The sequence below is a fragment of the Gordonia sp. CPCC 205333 genome (assembly GCF_048537885.1).
Classification (GTDB): domain Bacteria; phylum Actinomycetota; class Actinomycetes; order Mycobacteriales; family Mycobacteriaceae; genus Gordonia.
Genome location: NZ_JBCLVI010000004.1, coordinates 21,136 through 33,873 on the forward strand (window position 1 = coordinate 21,136; position 12,738 = coordinate 33,873).

Below are 12,738 nucleotides of genomic sequence, written 5' to 3' on the forward strand. Positions count from 1 at the left end.
TCGGCCACAAGCCGCCTTTCATTCCAAGGTCGCCCGGCTATCAGCCGTGAAGAGGGTGGGGGTCAGTTCACTCGCGTATGCGAGGTTCGCCAGCCAGCGACATTTCGCCGGATCCGCGGTGCGAACGTCGCGAGTAATGCCAATACGACACCGCAGGCGAACGCCGGGATAACCACCGACAGCGGGAAAAGTGTACTGGCGGCCACCGAGAATGCCAGCACCGCGACCCAGAGGTAGATCACCAGCGCCACGCGGCTCTGCGAATGGCCCAACTCCAGCAGCCGGTGATGCAGATGCATCTTGTCCGGCGTGTAGAACCCGACGCCCGCCCTGGTCCGCCGGATGACAGCCAACAACATGTCCAGCATCGGAATGAATGTCACCGCCGCGACCAGGATCAGTGGCGAAAGCAGGGTGAATACGTCGGCCGGGCCATAAGCGTTCACCGCGATACGGCCCGACGCGCTGGTCGACGCCGCCGCTAACATCAGCCCGATCAGCATCGCGCCGGAATCGCCCATGAAGATACGGGCTGGCGAGAAGTTATGCGGGAGGAAACCAAGGCACGCGCCGGCGAGTGCGACCGAGATCAGTGCGGGCGGGTAATAACTGACATTGCCGCCCTGATCATGCAACAGGCCAACGGAGAACATAGAGATGGCCAGGGCCGCAATCAGCCCCAAACCGGCAGCCAGACCATCGAGCCCATCGACGAAATTCACTGCATTGATGGTCGCCACGGTGATCGCGACAGTCAGCAAACCGGATTGCAACGGGTCCAGGACGAGCGTGCCAATATTGCCGAACGGCACATAGATGACATTCCAGCTCACCCCCATCAGCACCATGACGCCCGCCGCCGTGAGCTGCCCGGCGAATTTCGTGAGCGCGTCGAGGCCCCACCGATCATCGATGACGCCGACCAACACGATGACCAGACCGGACACGATGACCGCCATAGTGTCCGGCGTATAGGCGAAGCCGCGGTTCAGCGCGGGCAACTGCGCCGCGAGGGCGATAGCTGATACCGCACCCACGAACATCCCGACACCACCAAGCCGCGGCGTCGGAATCACGTGGACGTCGCGCACCCGCGGAATCGCGACCGCGCCGACGCGGATGGCAAACACCCGGACCAGCGAGGTGAGAAAGTAGGTGATCGCGGCTGCGGACAACCCGACCAGCATCAGCTCACGCAGCGGCACACCGATTCCGCCACCGCTACCCGGCGCGGCTAACTCCCACATCGCTGCCCGATCTGCGCCTTGATCTCAGCCCGCGCCCCCTCGTCGGTCAACGCGCCGACGATCCACTCCGCGACCTGAGACATCTCACCGTCGGCAAAACCCTGCGCGGTCAGCACGGCTGTACCGACTCGGATCGCCGAGCCGTCGGCGACCGGTGCGTCATCGAACGGCAGAACCGCCTTGTCGACGACGATGCCGGCCTCGGATAATGCCGCCGCGGCCGCGCGGCCGGTCAGCCCCGACGACGTCACGTCAATAACCGCAAGGTGTGTGTCGGTTCCCGCGGACACCGTCCGCATACCGTGCCCGGCCAGCGCGATACTCAGCGACTGCGCGTTGAGTACCGCTGCGTGCGTGTACTCGGCGAAAGCCGGCGTAGCCGCTTCGGCGAAGGTAATCGCTTTGGCCGCAACCGAATTCATCGACGGCCCGCCTTGGAGGAACGGATAGATCGCCTTCTGCAGCGCAAGTTCGTGCTCCTCGCGAGCCAAGATGGCACCGCCGCGCGGACCCCAGAAGACTTTTTGCGTCGACAACGTCACGACATCGGCGAACGGCACCGGCGACGGCGCGGCGCCGCCTGCCACGAGCCCGGCCAGATGCGCCCCATCGCACCAAAGGATGGCGTCGGCTTCGTCGGCGATGGACCGGAGCGCCGCCCAGTCGATATGCCGTGAATAACTCGACGATCCGGCGACGATGATCCCCGGCCGATGCACGAGAGCGGTATCGCGCAGATGGTCGTAGTCGATGAGCTCGTCGTCGCGCCGCACGCCGTAGGTGATCGGCGCGAACCAGCGACCGGAGAAATTCGCTCGAGACCCGTGCGTCTGATGACCGCCGTGCATCAACCGCAGGGCCAGCACGGGATCCCCCGGCTGGGCAAACGCGGCGTAGACCGCCTGGCCAGCCGCCGATCCCGAAATCGCCTGCACATTCGCATAATCCGCCTCGAACAGCTTCCGCGCCCGCGCGATGGCGAGTCGCTCGACCTCGTCTACCACTTCGCATCCACCGTGGTAGCGGGCGCCCGGATATCCCTCGGCGTATTTGTCCCCCAGATCGCTGCTGAGCGCAGCGCGCACCGCAGTCGACGCGACCGACTCACTCGCCACCAATTGCAGCGTGCTGCGCCGCCGGACCGATTCGGACTCGATGAGCGCGGCGACCTCGGGATCGGCGTCGCTCACGGCGTTGACGTCGGAGTGGATCATGAACGCGGCCCCAGGAGGTCTCCGACAGCTAGGTCGAGGACCTCGGCGACGGCCGTCGCGGAAACCGCCCCCTCCCGCAGGATGCGTGGAGTAGCGGTAGATACATCGACGATGGTCGATGCGACCGCCGACGTCGCCGGCCCGCCATCGAGGTAGACCGATACATTGTCGCCCAATTGGTCTCGTGCGTCACCGACCGTCGTCGCAGGCGGAAGCCCGGAGACATTCGCACTCGACAACGCCATCGGCCCCACCTCTCGGAGCACTTCGATGGCAACCGGGTGGAGCGGCATCCGCAACATGACCGTACCGTCGGTGTCTCCGAGATCCCACGCGAGCGAAGGTGCCTGCTGGACAACCAAACTCAGTCCGCCGGGCCAGAACGCCTGCACGAGGTCGCGCGCCTGCTGCGATACCGAGAGCACCAGCCCTTCGATGGTGTGCCATGACCCGACAACCACCGGCACCGGCATGTCACGACCACGGTTCTTAGCCCCGAGGAGATCGGCGACCGCGTCGGAATCGAAAGCGTCGCAGCCGATTCCATAGACGGTATCGGTCGGCAACACCACCAGCCGGCCGCCCTTCGCCGCGCGCACCGCCGCATCGATGCCCGCTGGGCGCGTCTGCGGATCGTTGCAGTCGAAAACGGTACTCATCTAATCTCCTGTCGCGGGGCTCGCCTGTTACAACTCCCGTCGCGGGGCTCGCCTGTTACAACTCCCGTCGCGGGGCTCGCCCCTGTCATCCTTCCACGCGGGTCGCCGTCGCGAACCGAGGCCGCCCGGCCAAGTCGCGATGCCCAGCAATCCCGGTGAACAAACCACCATCGCCCAGGCGTGCCGCGACCGCATCAGCAGTGGTGTCGTCATGCTCGATACCAACCTGCCCGCCGGCTTTACATACCGTCGCCAGCACCGACACCATCGGATCGATCACGCTCATCCCGTCGACCCCCGCGAACACGGCCTCGGCGGGGTCGATGTCGACCTCCGGTTCCACTTCGGTGTCCTCGGGAACATACGGTGGATTCGCCACGATCAGATCGCATGACGACGCGCCCAACCACTTGGCGACATCGGATCCCCGAGTCACATCGGCATGGACAACGGTGATCCGGTCCGCGACACTGTCCGGCTGAGCGGCGACGTTGCGTTTGAGCCACATCAACGCCGGCAAAGATTCCTCCACCGCAACCAGTCGTGCCCGCGGCAACTCGGTTGCCAGTGAGATCGCCAATGCACCACTGCCGCTACAAAAATCAGCGATGAGGCAATCCCCTTGAGGCGCAACCGAAATCGCCCATTCAGCCAGCAGTTCAGTCTCCGGGCGCGGAATGAAGACGCCATTTCCGACCTGCAATTCCACCGTGCGGAACGCTGCCGATCCGACCAAGTGTTGTAGTGGATAGCGGGCGGCGCGCACTCGCACAAGGCGACCGAACTCGGTGACCGCCTCGGTATCGACACTGTCGAGGATCACCAACCGCCCGCGGTCGATGTCGGCCACGTGCGCCAGCAACCACTGCGCGTCGACGAGCGGAGACGACACTCCGGCTTCGCGCAGAAGTCCAGCGGCCCAAGCCAATTGATCGTTGACCCGTAGCGACGCTGGCTGACCGACGACTCTGTCGCTCGCCCCGGCTATTTTCCCCGTCGCCCCGGTCACGCCGGTCACTGCGCTTGCAACCGCGCTTGTTTATCGGCGTCGACTAATGCGTCGAGCAAGGCGTCCATCTCTCCGTTCAGCACGGCGTCGAGATTGTTGGCCTTGTAGCCGATCCGGTGATCGGTGATCCGGTTCTCCGGGAAGTTGTATGTGCGGATCCGCTCGGAGCGGTCGACGGTGCGAATCTGCGCGGCACGGCCCTCAGCGGCAACCGCATCGGCCTCTTCCTCGGCGGCGGCTTGCAGCCGCGCGGCAAGCACCTGCATCGCACGTGCCTTGTTCTGCAACTGCGATCGTTCGTTCTGGCAAGTCACCACGATCCCGGTAGGCAGGTGAGTCAGCCGAACAGCGGAGTCGGTCGTATTGACGCCCTGTCCACCTTTACCCGAACTGCGGTAAACGTCGACGCGCAGGTCGCTCTCGTCGATGACAACCTCGGCGACCTCTTCGGGTTCGGGATAGATGAGAACGCCCGCGGCTGAAGTGTGGATACGCCCTTGCGATTCGGTGACGGGCACTCGCTGCACGCGATGTACGCCGCCCTCGAACTTGAGCCGCGACCACACGCCGTCGCGGGTGGCCTCTTTGGATTTGATGGCGATGGTCGCCTCTTTGTAGCCGCCGAGGTCGGATTCGGTTACGCCGAGCAACTGCGCCTTAAATCCCCGACGCTCACAGTATTTGAGATACATCCGGGCCAGGTCGGCGGCGAACAGCGCCGACTCCTCGCCTCCCGCACCCGATTTCACTTCTAATAGGACGTCGTCGCCGTCGTGGGGGTCGCGCGGCGCGAGCAAGTCGGTGAGCGTGGCGTCGAGTTCGTTGACCGAGTCTGTCAGCGCCGGGATCTCCTCGGCGAACGCAGGATCGTCGGCCGCGAGTTCCTGCGCCGCCGCCAGATCGTCCCGCGCCGAACAGAGCTTCTGATAAGTCGCCATTACCGGCGCCAATTCGGCGAACCGCTTGCCGACCCGACGTGCGGCAGTGGGGTCATCATGCAACGACGGGTCCGACAATTGCTGCTCAAGGCCCGCGTGTTCGGCAAGGATGTCGTCGATCGCCGATGGCGCGTCGTGGGTGCTCACCGTCGTCCCTTCGTGAATGGTCTGGCAAATACAAACGACACCCGACCTGTGCCGATGCACAAGTTCGGGTGTCGAATGGAAAAGCTAAGCGTCAGCCTTGGCAGACTTGGCGCGCTTGCCGTAGCGAGCCTCGAAACGGGCGACGCGTCCGCCGGTATCGAGGATCTTCTGCTTACCCGTGTAGAACGGGTGGCACTGGGAGCAGACTTCGACATTGATGCGGCCATCGGCCTTGGTGCTGTGGGTCTCGAAAGTGTTGCCACAGCCGCAGACGACGGTGGTCGCCACGTAATCGGGGTGAATACCCTGCTTCATGATGGATGTCCCTTTCTAGTGGTCGCCGGGTCACCGTCGGGGATCGATGGTGTGAACCGGAACCGGACTCGACCGACCAGTATGCCACGACAGGTGGCTTTCCAACCAAATCCGCCGATCGATGTACTGGGCGATCTCAGGTGGCTCAACTACCCGCGTCAGGCGAAAATTCCCGCGAACCGTGCAGCGCTCTGAGGCCGGAGAACAGTCAAGCGAGCAACCGGAATCCGCGTAACACCCCACGAGTATCCGCAAGCCATCAGCGGGACCGGTTTGCTCGACTGACTGTGACCAAACCGACTTTCATCTCTGGTCAGACACCGCGAACCCTCCACTAAAATACGAGGTTGACCCCGCGCGGGAGCGCATTCCCAACCTCCTCCCCGAGTGACATATGACTTCAACGCATTCGCAGAACGCCGCGGCACACTCCGCCAGACCGGAGAGTGGACCCGCATCCCCGACGACCCCGAGCCGCCCCGAGCGCCGCAAGCGGTCCGCATGGGGCCGTAAGAATCCGTACCGGGCCGCGATCGTCGAACGTGTTCAACTATCCGGACCGGGCTCGGAGAAAGAGGTACACCACCTAGTCCTCGACCTGGGCGACAGTGGCATTGAGTATCTGCCCGGCGATGGCATCGCGGTGACGCCGGTCAACGACCCAACGCTGGTCGCGGCGTTGATCACCCGCCTCAATGCCGACGCGGCGACACCGGTCACCGTCGGGCGCGATGAGGTGACGCTCCTTGAGGCACTGAGCCACCGCGTTGAAATCGCCACTCCGTCAACATATTTCGCCGACTTCCTGGCCCAGCGTCTGCCCGGCTCCGAGTTAGCAGCGGTCGTCGCCGCCGATGATTCAGTTGCACTTAGCTCGTGGCTGCGGGGCAAGGACGTCCTCGACCTGCTCGACATCGACAGTGAACTGCGGATTTCCCCGGCAGAGCTGATCGCGGAGCTGGCGCCGCTCGCCCACCGGACCTACTCAATTGCATCGAGCCCAACCGAGCATGCCGGCACCGTGCACATCACCATGTCAACGGTCCGCTATCACGCGGGTGACCGGCTGCGCGGCGGCGTGTGCTCGACCTATCTCGCCGACCGCCGAATCGTCGGTCATCCGGAGGACGCGCACATCGGCGTCTTCGTTACCGCCAACCGCAGTTTCCGACTTCCCGACGCTGATACCAAGGTGATCATGGTCGGGCCGGGCACCGGCATCGCGCCGTTCCGAGCCTTCCTTTACGAGCGCAAAGCGACCGGCGCCACCGGCGAGAACTGGTTGTTCTACGGCGATCAGCGCCGCGATCACGACTTCCTCTACGCGGACGAATTGTCGCGGTTCGTCGACGACGGCGTGCTCTCCCACCTCGACCTGGCGTTTTCCCGCGATCAAGAACATAAGGTCTATGTGCAGGACCGGATGCGCGAGCGCGGTGCCGAACTGTTTTCGTGGCTGGCGCAAGGTGCCCACTTTTACGTGTGCGGCGATGCCGATCGGATGGCGGTCGACGTCGACGCGGCGCTATTGGACATCGTCGCCGAGCATGGCGGCATGTCGGCGGAGCGCGCTGCGGAATTCGTCGCGGAGCTTAAGAAGTCGAAACGCTACTTGCGTGACGTCTACTGAGACCACCACGGCTCGGGGCTGCGACCTAACCCCCGGCCAGGGCTTATCTTCCTCGCAGTGCCCGTAGGCGCAGATTCCAGCTCAACTTTGGTCCGGCGGCAATGCACACAGTGACACGAACCACATTCCGCGAAGGTTAGGCTTAGCTAAATCACCGGCTAGACTCTTACCTGTCGCTTCAACGGCGCAGCGGCGCCACCCATCGGTAACCCGGGCTTCCCGGGCCCGCTGGGTGTCTGCGAAGTAGTCCGTTGTGTCGAGAGTGTGGTACGTACATGGTGGTGCAAGCACCACAGCCGTTGCTGTGGGATCCAAGTGATGAGAAGAGCAGTTGTGGGGTCGGGTTCATCACCCGAAAAGATGGCGTCCAGGGCCACGACGTCATCGACAGAGCGCGCGAAGCACTTTGCTCGGTACCGCACCGCGGGGGTATGTCCTCGCTCGGCGTCGGCGACGGCGGCGGAGTGTCAATGGACTTGTCGCAGAGCTTCTTTCGTAAGGTCACCGGCCGCTCGACGCTGAATCTGGGTCAGTTCTGCGTCGGCAACTTCTTCCTCCCGACGGGCGCGGGGGCGTCGCGTGCCACCGAACTCATCGAACGTGTCATGACCGACCGTGGCTTTACAACGCTGACCGTTCGGCCAGTCCCAGTCGACAACTCGGTCCTTCGGCCTGCTGCGGTCCCATTGCAATTGCCGATTACCCAGTGGATATTCGCCGCACCGTCGCGATGTCCCGATCCAGCCGAACTCGATCGGTTGATTCAGCAGGCACTGCTGCAGATCGAGTCGATTGGATTCACCAGGCCAGAACTCGCCGGTCTGTACCCACTGTCACTGTCGGCGCGCACCCAGGTGCTCAAGGGCCGCCTATCGTCCCCCGAGGTCGTGGACTATTTCACCGACCTCGCCGACGAGGATCACAAGATCCACACCCTGTATTTCCATACCCGCTTCTCTACCAACACCGATCCGCACCCGACGATGGCGCAGCCGTTCCGGTACCTGGCACATAACGGCGAGCTGAATACCGACAAGAAGAACCGGATCGCGCAGGTGACCGACGCGGCCGCCCAGCGCAAGAAGATCGTCCGGCCGCCGGGCCAGTCCGACAGTTGCCGGCTCGACCAAACCGTCGCCGCCCGAGTCACCAACGGGGCGAGCGCGGCGACGGGAAATCTCGCCGACGACGTCGACCTGGTTACCGCGATCGTCTCGATGATGCCGCCCGCATGGGAGAACGACCCGACCCTCTCTCCCCGAGTGCGAGCGATGTTCGAGTACTTCTCACTGTTCGAGGAGAAGAATGACGGCCCGGCCGCAGTCGTTTTCGGCGATGGCACCGTGATCGGCGCTCGTCTGGACCGCCTCGGCCTTCGCCCCCTGCGCACCCTGGAGACCTCGCAGTATCTCTGTGCGTTCTCCGAAGCCGGGCAGATCTCCGTCCCACCCGAGACCGTGCTCTCACGAGGTCGAGTTCGCGCTGGTGGCATGATCTATTACGATCACCGCGAGCATCGCACCTACACCACCGAGGAAGCGTACGAGTCTCTCGCCGCCGCAAGGGATTACCCGGCACTACTTGCAGCCGCGAAGGTTGACCTCGCCGAATTAGCACCTCCGACAGCCGATCCCGACGACGTCGCGGACACGCACCCGGCAGCGACCTTCTATCGCGCCTACTACCTGGACCAGGAGAGCTTCCGCTTCTTTATGGATCCGATGATCGCCGACGGCGTCGAGCGTGTATCGGCAATGGGTTTCGGCAACGCGATCAACGCGTTCACTGACGTCGAAGCCAACGTCGCGCGCTTCTTCTCCCAGCGATTCGCCCAGGTTACAAATCCACCGTTGGACAGCATCCGGGAAGCCGACGGCATGACCCTGCGAGTCTCGCTCGGTCCCCGCGCCGCTCGCGAGGACCGCGCACCGGTCCGAAAGATAGTGCTGCGCACGCCAATTCTGACCGCTGCGGATCTCCACCTCCTGAACACACAATCGCAAGTACCGGTAGCTACTTTCGATGCCGTTTTCGCAACTTCCGACGACGATGATCTCGACACCGTGGCCACGTCATTCGTCGATGCGGTCGAACGCCTCGGCGATCAAGTAGTCGAGTTCGCGCGGGGCGGCGGCATCGCTGTCATCAGTGATCGCGCCGTATCGCCGACGACTGCTGCCCTGCCGATCGTGTTCGCCATCTCGGCCCTCAATCAGCGCCTCGTCAACGCCGGTCTGCGTCTTAAAGTTTCGTTGATCGCCGACACCGGACAGGTGGAGTCATCCCACCACCTCGCCGCCACCCTCGGCTTCGGCGCCGCAGCCGTGCATCCGCATTCGGTCGCCCGTCGGGCGAGCGAACTCGTCCCCGCCGGACAAGACACCGATCAAGCACAGGGCGGTTTCGACCGATGGGCGCGCGCCGCGGAGAAGTCGCTGATGAAGACGATGGGGCGCGTCGGACTTTGCACCGTTGAAAGCTATATCGGCGGTGAATTCTTCGAGCCGAATTTCCTCGACACCGCCGACGAGCACTTGCATCGCTGGTTTCCCGACCTGCGCTCACCCGTAGGTGGTGTTGGCCTCGCGTCAATAGTCGGGTCCCTGGTGACAGCGCATCGCGCCGCGTTCGCGGCCGAAACTCCCCGGACGGCAACCGATCTGCCGCTGTTGGGCCTCTTCAAGGAACGTGCCGACGGCGCCGGTCACTCCTTCGGCGCGACAGCAATTCGCACCTACGGTGAGCTGGCCGCCGAGACCATCTCCTTCCCCACTGTCGATCCGAGCGCCGACGCGGCGCCACGGGACGACCGAAATGCGTTGCGACGACTGACCCTCGCCGATCTCGACGGAGCCTTCGGCCTCGGCGCCAACGCATATGCCGACACCAGCTTCGACCGTCTGCGTCCCGAGCAGATCGACGCTTTCGAGATCACGCCGGCATATCGCACTTTCGCCAGTGAAATGACGCAAGCGCGTGCATTGCGCCCCAGCGCGCTACGCGACGTGCTCGGCTTCTCCGAGGCACGCCGGGCCGAGCGCATCGATCTCACCGATGTCGTTCCCGCGCATGAGATAACCACTACCTTCGCGTCGGGCGCAATGAGCCACGGCGCCCTGGTCGCTCCGGCACATGAAGCCGTCGCTCACGGCACCAACATGGTCGGCGGAATGTCGAACAGCGGTGAAGGTGGCGAACATATTTCCCGCTACGGCACCCTGCGCGCCTCACGGATCAAGCAGTTCGCATCCGGGCGGTTCGGCATCTGGGCCGGCTATCTCGCAGATCCGATGCTCGAAGAGCTGGAGATCAAGATCGGCCAGGGCGCCAAACCCGGTGAGGGCGGCCAGCTTCCGGCTCCTAAGGTGACGGTGGAGATCGCCGCCGCCCGAGGCGGCACACCGGGCGTCGAATTGGTCTCTCCCCCACCGCATCACGACACCTATTCGATCGAGGACCTCGCGCAGCTCATCCACGACTGTAAGGCCGCGCGGGTGCGGGTCATCGTGAAACTCGTGTCCTCCGAAGGAATCGGCACCATCGCCGTCGGCGTCGCAAAGGCCGGCGCCGACGTCATCAATATTGCGGGTAACACCGGCGGCACCGGAGCAGCGTCGGTGAGTAGTCTGCGTTATGCCGGACGTGCGGCCGAAATCGGGTTGTCCGAGGTCCACCAGGCGCTGTCAGCCAACGGTTTACGGCAGAAGGTAATTCTTCGGGCGTCCGGCGCTCACCAGATCGGGCGCGACGTGGTCGTCTCGGCCCTGCTCGGTGCTGACAGCTTCGAATTCGGCACCGCAGCACTGATGATGGTCGGCTGCGTGATGGCGAAGAACTGCAATGTCAAGTGTCCGGCCGGCCTCACTACGAATCCCGAAGTGTTCGAGGGTGATCCGCGCGCGATGGCCCAGTATCTTCTGAATCTCGCCCACGATGTGCGTGAAACCCTTGCCGCACTGGGGCTGCCCAGCCTTCGCGCCGCGCGTGGGCGCACCGACTTGCTGCACCTGATCGACCACCCGGCGATCGTCGGCAACCTACGGGTCGACGCGCTGTTGGGCTCGGTCGATGCGCCAACCATCGTCGACCCGGTCTATCTCGAACGTGACTATGCGATCGACGATGCGGCCGGCGAACAAGTGCGTACCGGTCTACTCGACGACGGTGCCGAATTCGTCGCTACCACACCGGTATTCCTCGGCAATCGCAACAAGAGTGTCGGTGCGCAACTCGCCGTCGATATCGAACGCATGCTCAATCACGAACTCGATCCCGAGATCGCCGACCAACTCCGCTGCGTCGATGTCGACGACCGGGGTCGCCGCTACCTGCGTAGCGACACCGTCCAGATGTCCACCAGCGGGTCAGCGGGCCTTTCCTACGCCGCATTCTGCAACGACGGAATGTCCTTGACCCACAACGGGACTTGTAACGACGGCGTCGGGAAGTCGATGTCCGGCGGCACGGTAACGGTGCTCTCGCCCGGCGGCGGTTCGGCGATCACCGGCGGCAATGTGCTGATCGGCAACTTCGCGCTATTCGGAGCTACCGGTGGACGCCTCTTTGTCGCCGGTGAAGCAGGTGACCGATTTGCCGTGCGCAACTCCGGCGCGACCGCCGTGGTGGAGGGTATCGGCGAGTATGGCTGCGAATATATGACCAATGGCGCGGTCCTTAACCTCGGCGACTACGGAAACGGCCTGGGCAACGGGATGAGCGGTGGATTCCTCTATCAGTACGACCCCGCATGTCGACTCGAGCAAGCGATCAGCTCGGCATCGGTCGTCGTCGGTGCTATTACCGGCGTCGACGATCCACTGGCACCTGTTCACCACGCCGCAGTACATCATCTGCTCGAAATGCACGCGCAGGCAACACAATCACCGCTCGCGATGCGCCTGCTGCAGAACTGGGAGACCGAGCGGCACTACATCAGCTACGCGATGCCAAGGGCGCTCGCCGCCTACCAGGACAGCGACGCCCTCGCCGCATCCATCGGCCGCCGGGCACTCCTCGACGAACTGGCGAACTCACTCGCGACCGATCAGGTGCGTCAGCTGAAGATCAGCCTGCGGCAAGGGAATCCGGTCGCCGATGGCGTTGTACCGGAATACGGGCATACCGACGATTCCGACATGTACCGGCTACTCAACGCGTTCACCGTATTCGCCTTCGCACGTGACGTCGCGACCAAGCGTTTGTCGCGCGGCAAGCGAGCGGGCGACGCGGTGCGGTGGAATGAGAGTCAAATCGGTACGGCAGCAGCCAATCTCGTGCTTACCGAGGATCACGAACTGTTGATGAAGATCGGCCGCTACGCCCGGGACATTCTCGACGGATACACCCACCAACAACTCGCCGCGCTGATCTCCGCCAAGCGCGTCAACGACTACAAGCGCGCACTCGCTCTGCGCAATGTCCGCTCGATGGACGCGCCCGCGACCTACGGCTGGATCCTGGTGCAGGACCGCAAGAACACCGAGAAGCTAGGCACCCTGCCAGACTTCGACGAACTCTTCGCCGCCGCCGCGGTGCCCGACGTCGCAGCCGCGCTGCCCAACTCCGAAAGGGTCGGATAG

Annotated in this window: 8 protein-coding genes; 2 read left to right on the top strand and 6 right to left on the bottom strand. The window is 63.9% G+C overall.

Annotated features, from left to right (window positions below; all coding sequences use genetic code 11):
* Window positions 1-62 precede the first annotated feature (62 nt).
* The 6 genes from AAFP29_RS14650 to rpmE form a co-directional block, all read right to left on the bottom strand.
* Complete coding sequence (locus AAFP29_RS14650; protein ID WP_419218134.1) at window positions 63-1,247, bottom strand: glycosyltransferase family 4 protein; 1,185 nt, start codon at window positions 1,245-1,247, stop codon at window positions 63-65.
* On the bottom strand, window positions 1,235-2,461 hold the full coding sequence (gene glyA, locus AAFP29_RS14655) for a serine hydroxymethyltransferase (protein ID WP_419218135.1): 1,227 nt from the start codon (window positions 2,459-2,461) through the stop codon (window positions 1,235-1,237). The genes AAFP29_RS14650 and glyA overlap by 13 nt, the downstream gene beginning before the upstream one ends.
* The gene (locus AAFP29_RS14660) at window positions 2,458-3,120 is read right to left on the bottom strand and encodes an L-threonylcarbamoyladenylate synthase (RefSeq protein ID WP_419218136.1); all 663 of its coding nucleotides are present in this window, start codon (window positions 3,118-3,120) and stop codon (window positions 2,458-2,460) included. Before AAFP29_RS14660 ends, glyA begins: the two co-directional genes overlap by 4 nt.
* Before the next feature lie 85 nt (window positions 3,121-3,205).
* Window positions 3,206-4,129 carry a peptide chain release factor N(5)-glutamine methyltransferase gene (gene prmC, locus AAFP29_RS14665; RefSeq protein WP_419218735.1) on the bottom strand — a complete coding sequence of 308 codons (924 nt, stop codon included), beginning with the start codon at window positions 4,127-4,129 and terminating at the stop codon, window positions 3,206-3,208.
* Between the two features lie 5 nt (window positions 4,130-4,134).
* The gene (gene prfA / locus AAFP29_RS14670; RefSeq protein ID WP_419218137.1) at window positions 4,135-5,214 is read right to left on the bottom strand and encodes a peptide chain release factor 1; all 1,080 of its coding nucleotides are present in this window, start codon (window positions 5,212-5,214) and stop codon (window positions 4,135-4,137) included.
* Between the two features lie 84 nt (window positions 5,215-5,298).
* A complete protein-coding gene (rpmE, locus tag AAFP29_RS14675) occupies window positions 5,299-5,529 on the bottom strand; it encodes a 50S ribosomal protein L31 (protein WP_419218138.1) in 231 nt (76 codons plus the stop codon).
* A 394-nt stretch (window positions 5,530-5,923) separates the two neighbouring features.
* Here rpmE and AAFP29_RS14680 point away from each other — a divergent pair, with 394 nt between their 5' ends.
* Both AAFP29_RS14680 and AAFP29_RS14685 read left to right on the top strand, forming a co-directional pair.
* The gene (locus tag AAFP29_RS14680; RefSeq protein WP_419218139.1) at window positions 5,924-7,159 is read left to right on the top strand and encodes a diflavin oxidoreductase; all 1,236 of its coding nucleotides are present in this window, start codon (window positions 5,924-5,926) and stop codon (window positions 7,157-7,159) included.
* 275 nt (window positions 7,160-7,434) lie between these two features.
* On the top strand, window positions 7,435-12,738 hold the full coding sequence (locus AAFP29_RS14685) for a glutamate synthase-related protein (RefSeq protein WP_419218140.1): 5,304 nt from the start codon (window positions 7,435-7,437) through the stop codon (window positions 12,736-12,738).